Below are 20,630 nucleotides of genomic sequence, written 5' to 3'. Positions count from 1 at the left end.
CGCTGGTTATAATGGCCCGCTAACCGCCAAAGACCAAGCCGATGCTGCTCACCCTCCTCCGCCGTCTCCTGCGTATCGCCCTCTGGTTCGCCGCCCTCAGCGCCGCCCTGGTGCTGATCCTGCGCTGGGTCCCGCCGCCGGGCAGCATGCTGATGGTGGAGCGCAAGGTCGAATCCTGGATCGACGGCAAGCCCATCGATCTACAGCGCGACTGGCGGCCCTGGAAGGAACTGCCGGACGATCTCAAGATGGCGGTGATCGCCGGTGAAGACCAGCACTTCGCCGAGCACTGGGGCTTCGACATGGCGGCGATCCGCCAGGCCTTCAGCCACAATGAAGCCGGCGGCTCCCTGCGCGGCGCCAGTACCATCAGCCAGCAGACCGCCAAGAATCTCTTTCTCTGGAGCGGCCGCAGCTATCTGCGCAAGGCCTTCGAAGCCTGGTTCACCGTGCTGCTGGAAACCTTCTGGTCCAAGCAGCGCATTCTCGAGGTCTATCTCAACAGCGTGGAATGGGACGACGGCGTGTTCGGCGCCGAGGCCGCGGCCCGCCACCATTTCGGCATAGGTGCGCCCTATCTCTCCGACCGCCAGGCCAGCCTGCTGGCCGCGGTACTGCCCAATCCTCGCGAATGGAGCCCGAGCCGCCCCAGCGCCTACGTCGCCGAACGCGCCGCCTGGATCCGCCAGCAGGAACGCCAGCTGGGCGGCAGCGACTACCTGCGGCGAATGACCGGGCAATGAACCAGGGGCAAATTCAGCAGGGATCGCCGGCGGATTTCGACCGCCTGCTAGAGGTCTGGGAAGAGGCGGTCCGGGCAACTCATGATTTTCTCGATGAAGCGGACATCGATCCGTTGCGCCGCCTGGTTCGCGACTACGCGCTGCCGGCAGTGGACTTGCGGGTCTACCGCGATGGCCAGGGCGTCATCCAAGGCTTCGCCGGTACCGACGGCGACCGCCTGGAGATGTTGTTCGTGTCCAACGCGGTCCGGGGCACCGGTATAGGGCGGCAATTGGTGGAGCAGGTCATCATTGAGCGGGGCATCCGCCACGTCGACGTCAACGAGCAAAATCCCCAGGCCCTGGGATTCTATCGGCACCTTGGTTTCGAGCAGGTGGGCCGCTCTCCACTGGACGGCCAGGGCCGGCCCTTTCCGCTGTTGCACCTGCGCCTGGCTGAGGCCTAGCAAGGCAAGCGCTGAATCCCCTCCTCGACCCGGGCTCCCGGAGCTGGAGCGTTCGCGGCTCGAGAATGCTGTGAAATTTGCCGCCCTGGCAGACACTCGGGCAGCATTCTTGGGATCACGACCATAAAAAAACCGCGCCCTGGCTGGGGCGCGGCTTTTCGAGCCCAAACCGGATCAGGCGGCGATGTTGCCCTTGAGCTTGTTCATCGCGTTCTTCTCCAGCTGACGGATACGTTCCGCCGAGACGTTGTACTTGGCCGCCAGCTCATGCAGCGTCGCCTTTTCCTCGGCCAGCCAGCGCTGGTAGAGGATGTCGCGGCTGCGGTCGTCCAGGCGCTCCAGGGCCTCGTGCAGATTGGCAGTGGAGCTGTCGGTCCAGTCGGCTTCCTCCAGCTGACGCGCCGGATCGTAACGGCTGTCTTCCAGGTACTGGGCCGGCGACTGATAGGCCGCGTCGTCATCGGCATCGCTGGCCGGGTCGAAGGCCATGTCATGGCCGGTCAGACGGCTTTCCATCTCGCGCACTTCCCGGGGCTCGACGCCCAGAGTTTCGGCCACACGATGGACCTCGTCGTTGTTCAGCCAGGCCAGCCGCTTCTTCTGGCTGCGCAGGTTGAAGAACAGCTTGCGCTGCGCCTTGGTGGTGGCGACCTTGACGATCCGCCAGTTGCGCAGGATGAATTCGTGGATTTCGGCCTTGATCCAGTGCACGGCAAAGGATACCAGGCGTACGCCCATTTCAGGATTGAAGCGCTTCACGGCCTTCATCAGGCCGACGTTGCCTTCCTGGATCAGGTCGGCCTGGGCCAGACCATAGCCGGAATAGCTCTTGGCGATATGCACCACGAAACGCAGATGCGCGAGCACCAACTGCCGGGCGGCCTCGACGTCTTCCTTGTAGAAGAGGCGCTCGGCCAGTTCACGCTCCCGCTCCGGAGTGAGCAGCGGAATGCTGTTCACCGAATGCACATAGGCTTCCAGGCTGGCGCCGGGAACCAATGTAGGAACAGGTTGCAACGAAGTGGTCATGCGAATCCTCCGATTCACTAAGCACTGGGCAGTCTAACACTGATTTTTTGGACAGCGCCAGACTAGCCGAGGTTCCCTTAACCCCAGCTGAAAACTACCGTGAAAGCCGTGTGCCATCAGGGGTTTAGACCGTTTCCGGAGGTTTCGGAAACGGCCGTTCGTCAGCGCGGGGCGAGTTCGCGCAAATGACGGGCAACCGCCAGCCAGGCGCCGATGTAGCCGAGCAGCACCGCACCGATCAGCAGCTGCAGCCCGTCCTCGAGGGCGACGCTGCCCAGGGCGAAATCGCTGCCGTAGAGGCCGGCCAGATCCAGCACCGCGGCGTTCAGCCAGTTCAGGCCGAACACCAGCAGGGCCCAGGCGGCGATGCCGGCGCCCAGGCCGAACAGCGCGCCCATGTAGAGGAAGGGCCGGCGCACGTAGCCGTCGGTACCGCCCACCAGCTTGACCACCTCGATCTCGGTGCGGCGATTCTCGATGGCCAGGCGGATGGTATTGCCAATCACCAGCAGCAGGGCAATCACCAGCACCACGGTCAGGCCGAAGACGAAGCGCTCGCCGAGCTTGAGGATGGCGGTGAGGCGCTCGACCCACTGCATGTCCAGCTGCACCTGCTGCACGCCGTTCATCTCGGCCAGCTGGCTGCGCAGCATGTCGAGGCGACTCTTGTCGATTTCCTTGGGGGTCACGGCGATGACGCCGGGCAGCGGATTCTGCGGCAATTCGCGCAGCGCCTCACCGAGGCCGGCATCCTGTTGCAATTCCTTCAGGGCGTCGTCCGGGCTGATCCAGCGTGCCTCGGCCACATCAGGCAGGACCTTGATCTGGCTCATCAGCACCTCGGCCTGGTCCTGACCGGTGCGCAGGTCGAGGAACACCGAGATCTGCGCCGCGCGCTGCCAGGAGCCGCCCAGGCGCTCGACGTTCTTCAGCAGCAGCGACACGCCCATGGGCAGCGCCAGGGCAATGCCCATCACCAGGCAGGTGAGGAAGGTGCCTATGGGTTGCTGCACCATGCGCCTGAGGCTGTCCCTCAGACCGGTGCGGTGGGCCTCGAGGTAGGCATGCAGCGGGCTGCGCCAGTCGCTCTTGGGTTTCTTCGGGGCCTGGCGCTGCGGACGCTGGGGCTTGCCGCCCTGTTCCTGGCCACGGGGCAGTTCGGTGGCGCTCATGGCTGGCTCTCCTCTTCGTCGCCGATCAGGCGGCCGCGCTGCAGGGTCAGCATGCGATGGTGCAGCCGGGCGATGAGGGCATGGTCGTGACTGGCGATCAGCACCGTGGTGCCGAGGCTGTTGATGTCCTCGAAGACGCCCATGATCTCCGAGGCCAGGCGCGGATCGAGGTTGCCGGTGGGTTCGTCGGCGAGCAGCAGGGCCGGCCGATGCACCACGGCGCGGGCGATGCCGACCCGCTGCTGCTGGCCGGTGGAGAGCTCGGCCGGATAGTCGTCGAGCTTGTCCTTGAGGCTGACCCGCTCCAGGGCCGCGGCCACGCGCTTGGCGATCTCGGGCTTGGACAGGCCGAGGATCTGCAGCGGCAGGGCGACGTTGTCGAACACGGTGCGGTCATAGAGCAGCTGGTGGTTCTGGAAGACCACGCCGATCTGCCGGCGCAGGAAGGGAATCTGCGCATTGGTGATGCGCGAGATGTCCTGGCCGGCCAGGGTCAGCTTGCCGCCGGTGGGCCTTTCCATGGCCAGGATCAGCCGCATCAGGGTGCTCTTGCCGGCGCCGGAATGCCCGGTGACGAAGAGGATCTCGCCGCGTTCGGCACGGAAGCTCAGTTCCTGCAGGCCGACGTGACCGTTGGGATAGCGCTTGGAGACGCGGTCGAACTGGATCATGAGACGCCCCGCTCCGCGAACAGGGCCTGGACGAAGGGCCGCGCTTCGAAGGGCCGCAGGTCGTCGATACTCTCGCCGACGCCGACATAGCGGATCGGCAGGGCGCTCTGCTTGGCCAGGGCGAAGATCACCCCGCCCTTGGCGGTGCCGTCGAGCTTGGTCAGCGCCAGGCCGGTCAGGGGCACGGCGTTGTGGAATTGCTTGGCCTGGTTGAGGGCGTTCTGGCCGGTACCGGCGTCCAGCACCAGCAGGGTCTCGTGGGGCGCCGCCTCGTCCAGCTTGCCGATCACCCGGCGCACCTTGCGCAGCTCCTCCATGAGGTTGTCCTTGGTGTGCAGCCGGCCGGCAGTGTCGGCGATCAGCACATCGATGCCGCGGGCCTTGGCCGCCTGGACGGCGTCGAAGATCACCGAGGCGGAATCGGCGCCGGTGTGCTGGGCGATCACCGGGATGCGGTTGCGCTCGCCCCAGACCTGCAGCTGCTCGACCGCTGCGGCACGGAAGGTGTCGCCGGCCGCCAGCATGACCTTCTTGCCTTCGTTCTGCAGCCGCTTGGCCAGCTTGCCGATGGTGGTGGTCTTGCCGGCGCCGTTCACGCCGACAACCAGGATGACATAGGGCTTGTGCGAGGTATCGATCACCAGGGGCTGTTCCACCGGCAGCAGCATCTCGGTGAGCTCCTGCTGCAGCGCCTGATAGAGCGCCTCGCTGTCGGCCAGCTGCTTGCGCGCCACCTTCTGGGTCAGGTTGCGCATGATGACGCCGGTGGCCTCGACGCCGACGTCGGCGGTCAGCAGGCGGGTCTCCAGCTCTTCGAGCAGGTCGTCGTCGATGGCCTTCTTGCCGAGGAACAGACTGGCCATACCTTCGCCGAGACTGGCGCTGGTCTTGGACAGGCCCTGGCGCAGGCGGGCGAAGAAGCCCAGCTTGGCCGGTTCGGCCGGGGTGGCGGCGACAGCGGGTGGAGCGGGTTCGGGTTCGGGTTCGGGCGCAACCACCTCGGGCTCAGGACGGACCGGGGCGACGGGCGCAACGGGTACGACCGGGGCGGGAGCAGGCTCAGGCACCGGCATAACCGGAGGCAGCGGCGCGACCGGCGCAGCCACTGGCTCGGGCTCCGGCTCGGGCGCCCTAGCCGGCTCGACCTCGACCGGAGGCACGATGGGATCGGCCACCAGCGGCTCGACCAGCGCCGTGAGCGCCACCGGCGACGGCGCCTCCTCTTCGGCGACCGGCACCGGGGTCAGCGAGGGAATCGCCTCCGGCGGTTCGGGCACCGGCTCCGGGTGCTGCACCGGCTCGCTGGCCAGCGGCTCGGGCAGGCGCTCCTCGGCTTCAGGCGCGGGGGCTTCGGCAGGCGTCTCTACGGGTTCGGCAGTCTTCTTGCGGAACCAGCCGAACAGGCCTTTCTTCTCCGTGGCGGGAGACTTCTTGTCGTCGGATCCAAACATGCGGGGCTCTGTATCGAACGGACGAACCGGCTGCGGGAGCTCCGCCAGGCGGGGCTCGACCGTCAGGCATGGCCGTCGGGAAAAGGGATGCGTATCCTAGCAGCCTGCCGGGCGGAAGACCTCCCCGTCGGCGAAAAACGCGCGACCGTCCCCAGGACGCAGCCGCTTCGTCCCCTACCGCGCTACAAGGCCTGCTCTCGCGATGCCCGCCTCCCGCTCCCGTCGGACCGCCCTGGTCGTCCTGCTCAGCCTGCTTCCCGCCTTCGCCCTGGCCACGGCCACGGCCAGCCGGCAGAACACCGAGGAATTCACCCTCGACAACGGCCTCAAGCTGGTGGTCCGCGAAGATCACCGGGCGCCGGTCGCCGTGGTGCAACTCTGGTACCGCGTGGGTTCGAGCCTTGAGGCGCCCGGGGCGACCGGCCTGTCCCATGCCTTGGAACACCTGATGTTCAAGGGCAGCCGCAAGCTCGGTGCCGGCGAGGCCTCGCACCTGCTGCGCGACCTGGGCGCCGAGGAAAACGCCTTCACCACCGACGACTACACCGTCTATTACCAGCTGCTCGCCCGCGATCGCCTGCCCGTGGCCCTGGAGCTGGAAGCCGATCGCATGCAGCACCTGCGCCTGGAACCGGACGAAGTCAGCCGCGAGCTGGAAGTCATCAAGGAAGAACGCCGGCTGCGCACCGATGACCGGCCCGAGGCGCTGTCCTTCGAGCGCTTTAAGGCCGCCGCCTACCCGGCCAGCGGCTACCGCAACCCCACCATCGGCTGGCCCCAGGATCTGCAGCGCCTCGGTGTGGACGACCTGCGTCGCTGGTACCAGACCTGGTACGCACCCAACAACGCCACCCTGGTGGTGGTCGGCGATGTCGAACCCCAGGCAATCCGCGCCGAGGTGCAGCGCTGGTTCGGCGGCATTCCCCGCAGCGACCTGCCCGCGCCGCGGCGGCCGCTGGAACTGCCGGCGCCGGGCGAGCGGCGCCTGGCCCTGCAGGCCCGCGAACTGCCCAGCCTGCTGATGGGCTTCAACGTGCCCAGCCTGGCCACCGCTGCCCAGCCGCGCGATGCCTATGCGCTGCAACTGCTGGCCGCCCTGCTCAGCGGCGGTTCGGGGGCGCGCCTGCCCAGCCGTCTCGAACGCGGCGCGGAAGTGGCCAGCAGCGTGCGCGCCGCCTATGGCGCCTACACCCGTGGTGACAGCCTCTTCCTGCTCAGCGGCACCCCCAACACCCCGCGCGGCAAGACCCTCGATCAGCTGGAAGCGGCCTTCTGGGCGCAACTGGAGCTGCTCAAGCGCGAGCCGCCCAGCACCGAGGAACTGGCCCGGGTCCGCGCCCTGCTGGTGGCCGGGCTGGTCTATGGCCGCGACTCCATCACCGCCCAGGCCAGCAGCATCGGCCAGCTGGAAAGCGTCGGCCTCGGCTGGCGCCAGGGGGATCGGCTGCTCGACGAACTGGGCCGGGTCACCCCCGACGACCTGCGCCGGGTGGCCCGCACCTACTTCACCCGCGAGCGCCTGACCCTGGCCCAGCTCGAGCCCGCAGCCACCGCGGAGAATCGTCCATGAAGCCGCTGCTCTGGCTGTCGCTGTGCCTGCTCGCGGGCTGCCAGTCCCCTACCCCGGTCGGCGATCTGGCGCGCGCCTATCCGGCCGTGGACAGTCTCAAGACGCTCAAGGACGCGCCGCCCCTGGGGCGCCAGCTGGACATCCAGCGCTGGCGCACCGCCGAGGGCGCCCAGGTGCTGTTCGTGCCGGCGCCGGAATTGCCGATGTTTGACGTGCGCCTGATCTTTGCCGCCGGCAGCAGCCAGGATGGCGCCACCCCGGGCCTGGCCATGCTGACCAACGGCCTGCTCAACGAAGGTACCCCGGGACGCGATGCCGGCGCCATCGCCGATGGCTTCGAGCGCCTGGGCGCCGACTTCAGCAACGGCGCCTATCGTGACCAGGCGGTGGCCGGCCTGCGCACCCTCGCCGATCCGGCCCACAGCGAACCGGCCCTGGCGCTGCTGGCCGACGTGGTAGGTCGCCCGACCTTTCCCGCCGAGGCCATCCAGCGCATCCGCGACCAGCTGCTGACGCTGATCGCCGCCAGCCGTCGCGAACCGGCGAACCTGGCGGGTGAGGCGCTGCAGGAACGCCTCTACGGCGACCATCCCTATGCCCATTCGCCACGGGGCACGGCCGCTGGCCTGGCCCGCCTGGACGCGGCCAGCCTCCGGGCCTTCCATGCCCGCGCCTATGCCGCCGGCAATGCCGTGATCGCCCTTACCGGCGATCTGGATCGGACCCGCGCCGAGCAGATCGCCGCCCAGCTGTCGCGCGCCCTGCCCCGCGGTCCGGCCCTGCCGCCGCTGCCCGTGCCGGCTCCCGCCGCGCCGGCGCGGGTGCAACTGGAGGTCCCGGCCCAGCAGACCCGCCTGCTACTCGGTCAGCTCGGCATCACCCGCCGCGATCCCGACTATGCCGCCCTCTTCGTCGGCAACCAGATCCTCGGCGGTGGCGGTTTCGGCAGTCGACTGATGACCGAATTGCGCGAACGCCGCGGTCTCACCTACGGCGTCAGCTCGGGCTTCACCCCCATGTGTCAGCCGGGTCCCTTCACCATCGGCCTGCAGACCCGCGCCGAACTGGGCGATGCCACCCTGGCGCTGGTCCGCGACCTGCTGCGCGACTACCTGGCCCAGGGTCCCACCCAGGCCGAACTGGACCGCGCCAAGCGACAGATCGAAGGCAGCTTCCCGCTGGCCAACGCCAGCAACGGCGCCATCGTCGCCCAGCTGGGCAACATCGGTTTCTACGACCTGCCCAGCAGCTACCTGGACGACTTCCTCCAGCAGGTCCGCCGCCTGACGGTGGAACAGGTGCATGCGGCCCTGCAGCGCCACCTCGATCCCGAGCGCTTCGTCGTGGTCAGCGCCGGCCCGCGGGTCGCCCAGCAGCCGCTGCCGCCCCCCCGCCCTCTTCCCAACTTGCCGCCCAGCGGCGTTCCGGAGCACTAGCATGGCCCAGAAGACCGCCAACCAACTGCGCATCATCGGTGGCGACTGGCGCAGCCGGCGCTTCGTCTTTCCCGATGCCCTGGGCCTGAGGCCCACCCCGGACCGGGTCCGCGAGACCCTATTCAACTGGCTGGCCGCCGTCACCCCAGGCGCGCGGGTGCTGGACCCCTTCGCCGGCAGCGGCGCGCTGCTGCTGGAAGCCCTCTCCCGCGGCGCCGGCCAGGCGCTGGCCTTCGACCTCAATGCCCAGGCCGCCACTGCCCTGCGCGGCCATCTGCAGACCCTGGGCTGTGCCCAGGCCGAGGTGCGCCAGACCGACGCCCTGCAGGCCCTGGTTAAGCCGGCGGAAGCGCCCTTCGACCTGGTGTTTCTCGATCCGCCCTTTGGCAAAAACCTGCTGGAACCGGCCTGCGCGGCCCTGGAAGCCCAGGGCTGGCTGGCTGCGGACGCCTGGATCTACACCGAGAGCGAGACCCAGCCCTCGCGCCTGACGCTGCCCGCGACCTGGCAACTGCACCGCGAGAAGAAGACCGGCAACGTCCACTACGCCCTCTGGCACCGCCAGGCGTGACCAGCACGCCCTTCAAGCCGGCGCGCTGGCTGCCCGGCCCGCACCTGCAGACCCTCTGGGGCTCACTGTGGCGCCGCCTGCCGCCCATCACCCGGCCGCGGGAACGACTGTGGCTGGAGGACGGCGACTTCCTCGATCTGGACTCGTACAACGCCGAGGATCCGCGGGCACCACTGGTGCTGATCGCCCACGGCCTGACCGGCAGCTCCGGCTCCCACTATGTGCTCGGCCTGCAATTCGCCCTGGCCGCCCGCGGCTGGGCCAGCGTCGGCCTCAACTGGCGCGGCTGCTCCGGCGAACCCAACCGCCTGCCACGTGGCTATCACTCCGGCGTCAGCGAAGACCTGGCCGCGGTGGTGCGCCACCTGCAAACCAGTCGTCCGGACGCGCCACTGTATGGCGTGGGCTTTTCCTTGGGCGGTAACGTGCTGCTCAAGTACCTGGGCGAGCGGGGCGAGCACAGCGGCCTGCAGGCGGCCGCTGCGGTCTCGGTACCCTTTCGCCTGGACCTCTGCGCCGATCGCATCGGCATCGGCTTCTCGCGCATCTATCAGCGGCACTTCATCCGCGAACTGGCGCGCTATGTGCGCGACAAGCAGGCGCTGTTCGACCGCGACCTTCACCCCGAACAGCACGAGATCCTCGCGCGCCTGGGGCCGCCCGAGGGACTCAAGACCTTCTGGGACTTCGACGATCGCTACACCGCGCCCCTGCACGGCTTTCGCGATGCCCGGGACTACTACCGCCAGGCCTCCAGCCGCTACTACCTGGGGGGTATCCGCATCCCCACGCTGCTGATCCAGGCCGAGGACGACCCCTTCATCGGCACCGACGCCCTGCCCGCCCGCGCCGAACTGGCGCCCGACACCCTGTTCGAGCGCCTGCCCCATGGCGGCCATGTCGGCTTCGTCGGCGGCCCCTTCCACGATCCGGACTACTACCTGGAAAGACGCATCCCCGACTGGCTGGTCAGCCAGCGGGCAGCGCCATCCGGCCGATAAACGCCCACGGGTCGGCGATCCCGGCGGCTGTCGCCTTGGCCTCACTCCGCCCCTGAGCTACCATCCAAGCCCCAACAGCTTCGCCCCCAGGACAGCGTCATGAACCGAGTGCTATACCCCGGCACCTTCGACCCCATCACCAAGGGCCATGGCGACCTGGTGGAGCGCGCCTCGCGGCTGTTCGACGAAGTCGTGGTGGCGGTGGCGGCCAGCCCCAAGAAGAATCCGCTGTTTCCGCTGGAGCGCCGGGTCGAGCTGGCCAAGGCGGTGACCGCGCACCTGCCCAATGTCGAGGTGATCGGCTTCAGCTGCCTGCTGGCCACCCTGGTGGAGCAGCAGAAGGCGACCATCATCCTGCGCGGCCTGCGCGCGGTGTCGGATTTCGAATTCGAATTCCAGCTGGCCAACATGAACCGGGTGCTGGCGCCCCAGGCGGAAAGCATGTTCCTGACCCCGTCGGAACACTACTCCTACCTGTCTTCCACCCTGGTGCGGGAGATCGCGGCGCTCGGCGGCGACGTGACCAAGTTCGTCCATCCCACCGTGCATCAGGCGCTGCTGGAGCGTTTTGCCCCGGCCAGTTGATTAACCCCAAGGACTGTCGGGTGCAGCCGGCGCGCGGATGGGGCAAAATGCGCGCCTGACTTTTGGATCGCTGCGCGTTCGCGCAGCGTGGAGCCGACGATGTCCCTCATCATTACCGACGATTGCATCAACTGCGACGTGTGCGAGCCCGAGTGCCCGAACGGCGCCATCTCCCAGGGTGCGGAGATCTACGTGATCGATCCGAACTTGTGCACCGAGTGCGTGGGCCACTACGACGAACCCCAGTGCCAGCAGGTCTGCCCGGTGGACTGCATCCCCCTCGACGAGAACCATGTCGAGACCAAGGAGCAGCTGCACGACAAGTATCTGAAGATCAGCGGCCAGGCCTGAGCGGCCAGGCCCGGCGCCAGGGCCTATTCGGTACGCCCGTACCCGCTCTGGGTACAGCCCAGGCAGCGCACGAAGGCCGCCTTGCCCGGCTCGACCACCAGCGCCTTGCCGGCCTTGCCGATGTTACCGCCGGCGGCGGTGAACGGCAGACTGACCACGAAAGCCCCCGCACCGATCACGGTCGCGGCGATCAGCAGCGGCCGCGCGATCAGCAGGTCGCCGATCATGGAAAAGGCAGCGGGTGCCTGGGCTTCACCGAACGCCTGGTCGGCGGTCTGATATTCGGTGACTTCACCCTGAGCCTGCTGCGCCTGCGCCGGCAAGACCTGCATCGTCAGGGCCAGCGCCAGCACGGCAGCCAGGCTACGGAACGGATTCATACGGCTGATCCCTTGCGCGGTTGTGATGGTGGTCCCTGAACTATAACAGCCCGCCCGCACTTGTCATGCGGGCGGGCCTCAGACGTCATTCGGCTCGGACGACCGGCTGCGGCGCGCGGCGATGGGCATAGACCATCAGCGCGATGCCGCCGAGCACCATGGGCACGCAGAGCACCTGCCCCATGGTCAGCCAGCCCCAGGCCAGATAGCCGAGCTGGGCGTCGGGCACCCGCACGAATTCGACGATGAAGCGGAAGATGCCGTAGCAGAGCACGAACAGGCCGGACACGGCCATGGTCGGCCGCGGCTTGCGCGAGTAGAGCCAGAGGATCACGAACAGCGCCACCCCTTCCAGGGCGAACTGATAGAGCTGCGAGGGATGGCGCGGCAGCTGGGCCGGATCGCTGTAGGGCGGAAAGATCATCGCCCAGGGCACGTCGGTGGGCTTGCCCCAGAGTTCGGCGTTGATGAAGTTGCCGATGCGGCCGGCACCGAGACCGATGGGGACCAGCGGCGCAATGAAGTCCATCAGTTCGAAGAAGCCCTTGTTGTGGCGCTTGCCGAACCACCAGACCGCCAGGATCACCCCGAGCAGGCCGCCGTGGAAGGACATGCCGCCCTTCCAGACCTCGAAGATCAGCGTTGGATTGGCGATGTATTCCGCCAGGTTGTAGAACAGCACGTAGCCGAGTCGCCCGCCGGCGATGACCCCCAGCGCCACCCAGAACACCAGATCGGACAGGGTCTCGCTGGTCCAGCGCGGATCGAAGCGATTGAGTCGCCGCTTGGCCAGCCACCAGGCGCCACCGATCCCCACCAGGTACATGAGGCCGTACCAGTGGATCTTCAGCGGCCCCAGCGACAGGGCCACCGGGTCTATTTGCGGATACGGCAGCATGGTGCCTCCTTGAAAGGGATCAGAGTAAGAAGTTGAGACCGACGCCGAACAGCAACAGGGCAAACAGGCGCTTGAGCAGCCGGGGCGACAGGCGATGGGCCAGCCGCGCACCGAAACGGGCCGAGAACATGCTGGTCAGGGCGATACCCAGCAAGGCCGGCAGATAGACATAGCCCAGACTCCAGGCGGGCAGGCCCGGCTCCTGCCAGCCGACCAGGATAAAGGACAGCGCCCCGGACAGGGCGATGGGCAGGCCGCAGGCCGCCGAGGTGGCCACCGCCTGCTGCATGCTCAGGCTGCGCCAGATCAGGAAGGGTACGGTGAGCGAGCCGCCGCCGATGCCGAAGATGGCCGAGGCCCAGCCGATCACCACCCCGGCCACCGTCAGCGCCGGCTTGCCGGGTTCGCCGGCCTGGGCCCTGGGGCGCAGGTCCAGCGCCAGCTGGATGGCGATGAGGATGGCGAAGGTGCCGATGATCTTCTGCAGCAGCGGGCCGTGGATGGCGGCGGCGGTCAGGGCGCCCAGGGCGCTGCCGAAAACGATGCCCAGGGCCATCCAGGCGAACAGCCGCCAGCGCACGGCGCCGAGTCGGTGGTGGGCCCAGACGGAATTGAGCGAGGTGAAGACGATGGTGGCCAGCGAGGTACCCACCGCCAGGTGGGTGAGGATGTCCGGATCGAGGCCCTGGGCGGTAAAGCTGTAGACCAGCACCGGCACGATGATCAGGCCGCCGCCGACCCCGAACAGACCGGCCAGCAGCCCGGCGCAGACGCCGAGCACCAGGAAGAGCAAGAGATCCATCATCACCTCGGGCGCAGGAGGCGGCATGGTACGCCGCTGCCTGCCCGGCGGGAAGCGGCCTTCCCGCCGGGCACGCTCAGCTCTGGACGCTGGCAGCCGGGTTGATCACCCGACCCAGTCCGAGATTGCGCAAGGCCAGATGCAGGGCGCTGTGGATGACCTGGGGGTTGTCGATCTGGCGCATCTGCTGCACCAGCTCGCGGGCCTTTTCCAGGGTGACCTGGCGCAGCAGCCACTTCACCTTGGGCAGGTTGGTGGCGTTCATCGACAGGGTGTCGAAGCCCATGCCCATGAGCAGTACCGCCGCCGCCGGATCCCCGGCCATCTCGCCGCAGATGCTCACCGGCACCCCTTCGGCGTGGGCGCCATCGACCACCTGTTGCAGCGCCTGCAGCACCGCCGGGTGGAAGTAGTCGTAGAGATCGGCCACCCGCGGGTTGTTGCGATCCACCGCCAGCAGGTACTGGGTCAGGTCGTTGGAGCCCACCGAGATGAAGTCCACCTGGCGCGCCAGGTCGCGGGCTTGGTAGACCGCCGAGGGTACCTCGACCATGACACCCACCGGCGGCATGGGAATGTCGACGCCTTCGTCCCGCACCTCGCACCAGGCGCGGTGCAGGAGATGCTGGGACTCCTCCACCTCGTGCACGCCGGAAATCATCGGCAGCATGATGCGCAGGTTGTTCAGGCCTTCGCTGGCCTTGAGCATGGCGCGGGTCTGCACCAGGAAGATTTCCGGATGATCCAGGGTGACGCGGATGCCGCGCCAGCCCAGGAAGGGGTTGTCTTCCTTGATCGGGAAATAGGACAGCGCCTTGTCGCCACCGACGTCCAGGGTGCGCATGGTCACCGGTGCCGGATGGAAGGCGGCCAGTTGCTCGCGATAGATGGAGAGCTGTTCCTTCTCGCTGGGAAAGCGCTCGTTGACCATGAAGGGCACTTCGGTGCGATACAGACCGACCCCTTCGGCGCCGCGCTGCTGGGCGCGGGCCACATCGGCCATCAGGCCGGTGTTGACCCACAGCGGCATGCGGTGACCATCGAGGGTCTCGCAGGGCAGGCTGCGCAGGGCGTCTAGGCCCTGGGTCAGCTGGCGCTCCTCCTCCACCACGTCGCCATACTGCTTGATCAGCGTCGGCGACGGATTGGTGAAGATCTCGCCGTGGTAGCCGTCGACGATGAGGTCGATGCCGTCCACCTTGGAATACGGCAGGTCCACCGCGCCCATCACGGTCGGCACGCCCATGGCGCGTGCCAGGATGGCGACGTGGGAGTTGCCCGAGCCGAGTACCGAGATCAGGCCGACCAGGCGCCCCTCGGGCACCTCGCCGAGCATGGCCGGCGAGAGCTCCTCGCTGACCAGAATGGTGTTTTCCGGATAGATCAGGCAGGCCTGGTGGGCCTGCTGCAGATAGGCCAGCAAGCGGCGCCCGAGGTCACGCACGTCGGCGGCGCGCTCGCGCAGATAGGCGTCGTCCATGAGTTCGAAGCGCTGGACGTGCTCCATCACCACCTGGCGCAGGGCGCCCTGGGCCCACTGGCCGCTCTTGATGATGGTGGTCACCTCGTTACCGAGGGCGGCGTCGTCGAGCATCATCAGGTAGACGTCGAACAGCGCCTGCTCTTCCTTGCGCAGCTGGGTGGACAGCCGCTTGGATAGCGCCTTCATGTCCGCCCGCACGCCTTCGAGCGCCGAGCGGAACAGTTGCAGCTCGGCGTCGATGTCGGTCACGGTCTTGTCCGGGACCACCTCCAGATCGGCGGGCGGCAGGACCACCACCGCCTTGCCGACGCCGACCCCGGGCGAACCGGGGATGCCGACGAAACGGGCCTCCTGGATGCCGCGGCCCTGCCGGTCCAGACCACGGATGGTCCCGGTGGCCTCGGCATGGGCGATCACCCCGGCGAGCTGGGCGCTCATGGTGACCAGGAAGGCTTCCTCGCCTTCGTCGAACTGACGGCGTTCCTTCTGCTGCACCACCAGCACGCCCATGACCCGGCGGTGGTGGATGATGGGTGCACCGAGGAAAGACGCATAGCGCTCCTCACCGGTCTCGGCAAAATAGCGAAAGCGCGGGTGGCTGGCGGCGTCTTCGAGATTGAGCGGCTCTTCACGGGTGCCGACCAGGCCGACCAGGCCCTCGTTGGGGGCCATGCTGACCCGGCCGATGGACCTCTTGTTGAGGCCTTCGGTGGCCATGAGCACGAAACGGTTGGTGTCGGGATCCAGCAGATAGACGGAGCAGACCTGCGACTGCATGGCCGCGCGGACACGTTGCACGATGATGGACAGTGCCGACCCCAGATCCTTGGCGGCATTGACCTCCTGGACGATCTTGCGCAGAACTGCAAGCATCTAGCGCCTCCGCAGCCGACGTCCGGCGGAGCCGCCGGCGTGCATCACGTGTCGTTCATCCTGCATGACCACAGCTTCTCCTCACCTCTTTCGCACCGGCCGAACCGGTAATCAGGCCAGCAAGCGGGGTGCCAACTCCTTGAGCGCCCGCCGATAGACCTCTCGCTTGAAGGTCACCACCTGGCCCAGCGGATACCAGTAGCTTACCCAGCGCCAGCCATCGAATTCCGGCTTGCCGGTCACATCCATCCGCACCCGCTGCTCTTCCGCGGTCAGCCGCAGCAGAAACCACTTCTGCTTCTGGCCGATGCACAGCGGACGGCTGTGGGTACGCACCATGCGCTGCGGCAGACGGTAGCGCAACCAGCCCCGGGTACAGGCCAGGATACGGACGTCATCGGGGCTCAGCCCCACTTCTTCGTTCAGCTCCCGGTACAGCGCCTCTTCGGGCGTTTCCCGGTCGTCTATCCCACCCTGGGGGAACTGCCAGGCATCCTGATTGATGCGGCGAGCCCACAGTACCTGGCCGGCATCGTTGGCGAGAATGATGCCGACATTGGGGCGAAAACCATCAGCGTCGATCACGGCTGCCACCCTTGAAAAATGTCGTTGCCCGCATTGTTCCACAAAGCCCGACAGCCCAGCAATGCAAGCTCCGGACCGACTGGGGCGCGGCCGACCGGCGCAGGCGTCCGGCACCTGCCGCCGCCTGCAAAAGCCCGCATTATGGTGGTCGCTAGCTGAACGTCGGCTTAAGGGCCGGCAAACGTCGCGCCCTAGCGAAAATGCCGTTGCACGGCCATGTAGAGGGCCAGCGCCAGACCGATCCAGCCGACCAGCCAGAAATAGTCGAGATAGCCCAGCACCTGGCTCTGGCGGGTGACCAGACTGGAGATCTGCGCCAGGGCGCTGTCGGCACCGGTGGCCAGCCGATAACGCTCGCCATAGGCCTGGTAGGTCTGGGCATAGGGAGTGACCGCGGCGCTGAGCACCGAGGCATGGAAGGCGTCGCGCCACTGCAGGAAGACGTTGGACAGCACGATGCCCATGGGCATGACCAGTTGCTGGGTCATGTTCTTGATCTGGTAGGCCTGGCTGAAATAGGCCGGCTCGACGCGCATGAAGGTGTACATGATGATCACCGCGAAGGTGCCGATCAGGTAGGTGCCATGCATCATCAGCCCAGGCACCAGCTGCTGGTAGAGGGGCACGTCGGCGTGCTGCCGCACCATCCAGAAGCCGTAGCCGGCCAGCAGCAGGTAACCCGCTACCAGGTACTTGCGAAAGCCGCCCCAGGGAAAGCGCTCGCGCAACCGCACCGAGGTGATCATCAGCAGCGGCGCCAGGCCGCACAGCCAGCCCAGCGCCATGACCCCCCCGGCGGTATAGACCGGCAGTTGCAGGCCGTTGACCACGTACTGGGGGATGATGAAGTTGTAGGCGCCGAGCAGGAAGTAGTTGAGCATCATGAACAGCATGCCGGCGAGAAAGCCCGGGGTAATGGCGTGCTTGAAGTCCAGGGTCGGCCGCGCCAGGCCGCGCTCGTAGTAGACATAGAGTCCGAGGATGACCGCTCCCACCAGCAGTTCCACGGCCAGCCACGGACCATCGCTGAAGAAGTCGAAGGCCAGGCGCTGGGTGGTGGTGGTCAGCAGCAGACTGCCCACCGTCAGCAGCACCATGGACAGCAGCGACGGCGCCCCGGAATTCTGCAGCGGATGGGAGCGCCGCGGCAGCGACAGCCAGACGCAGACGGCCACCAGCGCGCAGGCCAGCGCCGGCACCATGAAGATGGCGCGCCACTGGTGACCTTCCAGCAGCTCCGCGGTGGTGAAGGAGGCCAGCGCCCCACCCAGGGGCACGCCCGAGGCGAAGGCGCGAATCCCGGTCGGCAGCTGGGGGCCGGAAAAATACATCTGCACCAGCACCCGCGCCCCGGCAAAGAAGGTGGCGGCACCGGCGCCCATCAGCGCCCGCCCGACGATGAAGGTCGGCAGATCGGTAGCCACCAGGCAGCACACCTGGCCGACCAGGTGGATGCCGACGGCGGCGAAGATCAGGTTGCGATAGCCCAGGCGCTGGGCGAACCACTGGTGCGGGGCGCTGGTGACGATGACCGCGGCGCTGTAGCAGGCGGTGGCCAGGGTGTAGCTGCGCTGGTCGATACCCAGGCCGCCATAGACATAGCGGTTGGCCAGGGCGATGGAAAGATTGTCGAGAAAGTACACCAGCACCATCAGGGTGATGCTCAGCAGCAACAGGCCGCGATGATGGGGGCGATCGGTGTCGTCGGCGTACATGAAGACCCAGGCTGGCACTAAGGGGGCCAGTCGTGGACCCTGCGTCCGGGGCGGGGTTCAGAGACTGCGTTGGCGCAGCCTCTTCGAAGTGATGCGGATCGCGTCCTGGCTCAGCCGGGCAGCAGCGCCCGGACGTCGGCCAGAAGTTCGTCGGGCACCTCCAACCAGCCACGGGTGGTATTGCGTTCTCGTGCCTGGTAACGACGCTGCGACGGCAGGCGGGCGCCCTGGGCTTCGATGCCGGCGAACAGCTGCTCGGCGCGCTGCTGGTAGTCGGCTACCGCGGCGCCGAGAAAGCGCTGGGGATCGAAGGCCAGGATGAGTTCGCCGTGATAGGGCAGCCCGCCGGCACCGGCGTCGACCGCGGAAGACTCCGGACTGGTGAGATCGCCGATCAGCGGACCGGCGAGCAATTCGATCATGGCCGACAGCGCCGAGCCCTTGTGACCGCCAAAGGTGAGCATGGCGCCCTCCTCCAGCACGGTGCGGGCATCGTTGCTGGGCGCGCCCTCGGCATCCACTCCCCAGCCCTCGGGCAGGGCCTTGCCTGCGCGACGATGCAATTCGATTTCGCCGCGGGCCACGGCGCTGGTGGCGAAATCGAAGACGAAGGGCGGACCCTCGGGCCGCGGCCAGCCGAAGGCCAGGGGATTGGTACCGAACAGCGGGCGACGACCACCGGCCGGGGCGACATAGGCCTGGGTCGGATTGCAGGCCAGGGCCACCAGGCCCCTGGCGGTAAGGGCTTCCATCTCCACCCAGAGCGCCGAGAAGTGCACGCAGTTGTTGATCGCCAGGGCTGCCAGGCCACAGTTGCGCGCCTTGGCGTCGAGCAGGGGCAGCCCCGTCTCGAAGGCCAGCGGGGAGAAGCCGCCATCCGCATCGACCCGGACGATGGCCGGAGCCACGTCCTCTACCGTCGGCTCGGCATCGGGCACCACCTTGCCGGCCTTGAGCGTCTTGACGATGCCCAGCAGCCGATAGATGCCGTGGGAGGCGCAGTCGTCACGCTGGCCGGCGACCATCATGGCGGCGATGGCCGCGCCCTGCGGCTGACTGAAACCTTGGGCCGCGAGCACCTCTTCGGCCAGGTGCTGCAGGTCTTCCGGGGTCATCTGGGCCATGGCGGCGCTCCGTTGGGAAAACCCCGACTATGCCGCAACCGGCCACGACCCGCTCGCTCGACTTGGGATCGGTCGTGCCGATCCCGGCACACTCAGCCCTGGTGATAGCGCCCCGACAACTCGTGCACGGCCTCGATGAAGGCACCGGCATGGGCCGGATCCACCTCGGGGGTGATGCCGTGGCCGAGGTTGAAGACGTGGCCGCTGCCCTGGCCATAGCTTTCCAGGATGCGCCCCACCTCGGCGCGGATGGCCGCCGGCTTGGCGTAGAGCACGCTGGGGTCCATGTTGCCCTGCAGGGCGACCTTGCTGCCGACCCGCCGACGGGCTTCACCGAGGTCGCAGGTCCAGTCCAGGCCCAGGGCCTCGGCGCCGCTGTCGGCCAGGCTTTCCAGCCAGAGACCGCCATTCTTGGTGAAGAGGATCACCGGCACCCGGCGTCCTTCATGCTCGCGGATCAGCCCGGCGACGATCTTGCGCATGTAGGCCAGGGAAAATTCCTGGTAGGCCGCGGCGGACAGGTTGCCTCCCCAGGTATCGAAGATCTGTACCGCCTGGGCGCCGGCGCGGATCTGGCCGTTGAGGTAGGCGGTGACCGCCTGGGCCAGCTTGTCCAGCAGCAGGTGCAGGGCCTCGGGGGTGTCGTAGAGCATGGCCTTAGCCTTGCGGAAATCCTTGCTGGAGCCGCCTTCGATCATGTAGGTGGCCAGGGTCCAGGGGCTGCCGGAAAAGCCGATCAGGGGTACCCGCCCGTCCAGCGCCGTGCGGATGGTGCGCACGGCGTCCATGACGTAGCCCAGGTCGGATTCGGCATCGGGTATCGGCAGCGCCTCGATGTCGGCCGGGGTGTCGATCACCTTGCGAAAGCGCGGACCCTCGCCGGTCTCGAAGTAGAGGCCCTGCCCCATGGCGTCGGGGATGGTGAGGATGTCGGAAAAGAGGATGGCGGCATCCAGCGGATAGCGCTCCAGCGGCTGCAGGGTCACCTCGCAGGCGAATTGCGGGTTCTTGCACAGACTCATGAAGTCCCCGGCACGCGCCCGGCTGGCGCGGTACTCGGGCAGATAGCGTCCGGCCTGGCGCATCATCCACACCGGGGTGACATCCACCGGCTGCTTGAGCAGGGCACGCAGGAAACGGTCGTTCTTCAGGGCAGTCATGGCGACATCCGGCAGCAAAAGTGCCGGCATTGTCGCAAAGCGGCTGGCAAAAGGCACGGCACCGGGACGTGCCTTTTGTCTATCGCACCGATCGGCTTACCAGCTCTTGTAAGGCAGGAACTTGCCGTTGAGCACGATCTCCACCCGGTCGCCCTTGGGATCGGCCACCCGCGAGATGTCCATGCTGAAGTCGATGGCACTCATGATGCCGTCACCGAACTCTTCATGGATCAGGGTTTTGATGGTATCGCCGTAGACATTGATCATCTCGTAAAAACGATAGATCAGCGGATCGGTCGGCACGGCCTTGTCCCACTGCTTGTGCGGACAGGCTTGCAAGGCCAGGGACACCTCGCTCGGCAATTCCAGCACCTGGCACAGGCGTTCCGCCACCGCCGGCGCCATGCTGTTCATGCCCAGGCAGGCAGAGGTGGTCCAGACCGGCGACATTTCCAGGCTGGCGGCGATCGCCACCCAGCTCAGGCCCAGGCGCTGCTTGGCGGCGAGAATGGCGGCGGTCATTTCGGGCTTGTTCATGGCAGTACCTCGCAGGAGAGAACCGGGATCTTTGCAGACCCTGTGCC

The 20,630-nt window shown here is 67.4% G+C and carries 21 protein-coding genes; 8 read left to right on the top strand and 13 right to left on the bottom strand.

Going from position 1 to position 20,630, the window contains the following annotated elements; genetic code table 11:
- The first annotated feature begins 41 nt into the window (after window positions 1-41).
- Both mtgA and OXS31_RS12490 read left to right on the top strand, forming a co-directional pair.
- Window positions 42-743: a monofunctional biosynthetic peptidoglycan transglycosylase gene (gene mtgA, locus OXS31_RS12495; RefSeq protein ID WP_007161651.1), complete on the top strand. Its 702-nt coding sequence runs from the start codon at window positions 42-44 to the stop codon at window positions 741-743.
- Complete coding sequence (locus OXS31_RS12490) at window positions 740-1,189, top strand: GNAT family N-acetyltransferase (protein ID WP_267399266.1); 450 nt, start codon at window positions 740-742, stop codon at window positions 1,187-1,189. Before mtgA ends, OXS31_RS12490 begins: the two co-directional genes overlap by 4 nt.
- Window positions 1,190-1,363: 174 nt before the next feature.
- On the opposite strand, the gene rpoH is transcribed toward OXS31_RS12490, so the two are convergent.
- From rpoH to ftsY, 4 genes are all read right to left on the bottom strand, one after another.
- A complete protein-coding gene (gene rpoH / locus OXS31_RS12485; RefSeq protein ID WP_007161649.1) occupies window positions 1,364-2,218 on the bottom strand; it encodes an RNA polymerase sigma factor RpoH in 855 nt (284 codons plus the stop codon).
- A 161-nt stretch (window positions 2,219-2,379) separates the two neighbouring features.
- Window positions 2,380-3,390 (bottom strand): permease-like cell division protein FtsX, encoded by a 1,011-nt coding sequence (ftsX, locus tag OXS31_RS12480; RefSeq protein ID WP_007161648.1) that lies wholly within the window; start codon window positions 3,388-3,390, stop codon window positions 2,380-2,382.
- A complete protein-coding gene (ftsE, locus tag OXS31_RS12475) occupies window positions 3,387-4,061 on the bottom strand; it encodes a cell division ATP-binding protein FtsE (protein WP_007161647.1) in 675 nt (224 codons plus the stop codon). The genes ftsX and ftsE overlap by 4 nt, the downstream gene beginning before the upstream one ends.
- Window positions 4,058-5,512, bottom strand: coding sequence for a signal recognition particle-docking protein FtsY (gene ftsY / locus OXS31_RS12470; protein WP_144947551.1), 1,455 nt, complete (start codon window positions 5,510-5,512; stop codon window positions 4,058-4,060). Before ftsY ends, ftsE begins: the two co-directional genes overlap by 4 nt.
- Window positions 5,513-5,714: 202 nt before the next feature.
- Here ftsY and OXS31_RS12465 point away from each other — a divergent pair, with 202 nt between their 5' ends.
- The 6 genes from OXS31_RS12465 to OXS31_RS12440 all read left to right on the top strand — a co-directional run bounded on the left by OXS31_RS12465 (window position 5,715) and on the right by OXS31_RS12440 (window position 11,026).
- Window positions 5,715-7,082, top strand: a complete 1,368-nt coding sequence (locus tag OXS31_RS12465; RefSeq protein ID WP_027602918.1) for a pitrilysin family protein — start codon at window positions 5,715-5,717, stop codon at window positions 7,080-7,082.
- On the top strand, window positions 7,079-8,518 hold the full coding sequence (locus tag OXS31_RS12460; RefSeq protein WP_267399263.1) for a pitrilysin family protein: 1,440 nt from the start codon (window positions 7,079-7,081) through the stop codon (window positions 8,516-8,518). The genes OXS31_RS12465 and OXS31_RS12460 overlap by 4 nt, the downstream gene beginning before the upstream one ends.
- 1 nt (window position 8,519) lies before the next feature.
- On the top strand, window positions 8,520-9,089 hold the full coding sequence (gene rsmD, locus OXS31_RS12455; RefSeq protein WP_027602916.1) for a 16S rRNA (guanine(966)-N(2))-methyltransferase RsmD: 570 nt from the start codon (window positions 8,520-8,522) through the stop codon (window positions 9,087-9,089).
- Complete coding sequence (locus OXS31_RS12450) at window positions 9,086-10,090, top strand: hydrolase (RefSeq protein ID WP_267399262.1); 1,005 nt, start codon at window positions 9,086-9,088, stop codon at window positions 10,088-10,090. The genes rsmD and OXS31_RS12450 overlap by 4 nt, the downstream gene beginning before the upstream one ends.
- Before the next feature lie 99 nt (window positions 10,091-10,189).
- Window positions 10,190-10,675, top strand: a complete 486-nt coding sequence (coaD, locus tag OXS31_RS12445) for a pantetheine-phosphate adenylyltransferase (RefSeq protein ID WP_007161641.1) — start codon at window positions 10,190-10,192, stop codon at window positions 10,673-10,675.
- Between the two features lie 99 nt (window positions 10,676-10,774).
- Entirely contained in the window at window positions 10,775-11,026 is a 252-nt protein-coding gene (locus OXS31_RS12440; protein WP_007161640.1) for a YfhL family 4Fe-4S dicluster ferredoxin, read from the top strand.
- Window positions 11,027-11,049: 23 nt separating this feature from the next.
- Here OXS31_RS12440 and OXS31_RS12435 read toward each other — a convergent pair whose 3' ends face one another.
- From OXS31_RS12435 to cynS, 9 genes are all read right to left on the bottom strand, one after another.
- Window positions 11,050-11,406 (bottom strand): hypothetical protein, encoded by a 357-nt coding sequence (locus OXS31_RS12435; RefSeq protein ID WP_027598899.1) that lies wholly within the window; start codon window positions 11,404-11,406, stop codon window positions 11,050-11,052.
- An 85-nt stretch (window positions 11,407-11,491) separates the two neighbouring features.
- Entirely contained in the window at window positions 11,492-12,304 is an 813-nt protein-coding gene (gene lgt / locus OXS31_RS12430) for a prolipoprotein diacylglyceryl transferase (RefSeq protein WP_017641011.1), read from the bottom strand.
- A 19-nt stretch (window positions 12,305-12,323) separates the two neighbouring features.
- A complete protein-coding gene (locus OXS31_RS12425) occupies window positions 12,324-13,106 on the bottom strand; it encodes a sulfite exporter TauE/SafE family protein (RefSeq protein WP_267399555.1) in 783 nt (260 codons plus the stop codon).
- Window positions 13,107-13,182: 76 nt separating this feature from the next.
- A complete protein-coding gene (gene ptsP / locus OXS31_RS12420; protein ID WP_007161636.1) occupies window positions 13,183-15,462 on the bottom strand; it encodes a phosphoenolpyruvate--protein phosphotransferase in 2,280 nt (759 codons plus the stop codon).
- 111 nt (window positions 15,463-15,573) lie between these two features.
- The gene (locus OXS31_RS12415; RefSeq protein WP_007161635.1) at window positions 15,574-16,047 is read right to left on the bottom strand and encodes an RNA pyrophosphohydrolase; all 474 of its coding nucleotides are present in this window, start codon (window positions 16,045-16,047) and stop codon (window positions 15,574-15,576) included.
- Between the two features lie 191 nt (window positions 16,048-16,238).
- The gene (locus tag OXS31_RS12410) at window positions 16,239-17,762 is read right to left on the bottom strand and encodes an MFS transporter (protein WP_145250411.1); all 1,524 of its coding nucleotides are present in this window, start codon (window positions 17,760-17,762) and stop codon (window positions 16,239-16,241) included.
- A gap of 110 nt (window positions 17,763-17,872) precedes the next feature.
- Entirely contained in the window at window positions 17,873-18,886 is a 1,014-nt protein-coding gene (locus OXS31_RS12405) for an Ldh family oxidoreductase (RefSeq protein WP_074584075.1), read from the bottom strand.
- Window positions 18,887-18,978: 92 nt separating this feature from the next.
- Window positions 18,979-20,046 carry a uroporphyrinogen decarboxylase gene (hemE, locus tag OXS31_RS12400; protein ID WP_027598904.1) on the bottom strand — a complete coding sequence of 356 codons (1,068 nt, stop codon included), beginning with the start codon at window positions 20,044-20,046 and terminating at the stop codon, window positions 18,979-18,981.
- Window positions 20,047-20,142: 96 nt separating this feature from the next.
- Window positions 20,143-20,583: a cyanase gene (cynS, locus tag OXS31_RS12395; protein ID WP_267399240.1), complete on the bottom strand. Its 441-nt coding sequence runs from the start codon at window positions 20,581-20,583 to the stop codon at window positions 20,143-20,145.
- Window positions 20,584-20,630 lie beyond the last annotated feature (47 nt).

This window comes from Pseudomonas sp. GM_Psu_1 (assembly GCF_026544185.1).
Taxonomy (GTDB): domain Bacteria; phylum Pseudomonadota; class Gammaproteobacteria; order Pseudomonadales; family Pseudomonadaceae; genus Chryseomonas; species Chryseomonas oryzihabitans.
This window is presented reverse-complemented; position numbering and strand designations above follow the sequence as displayed.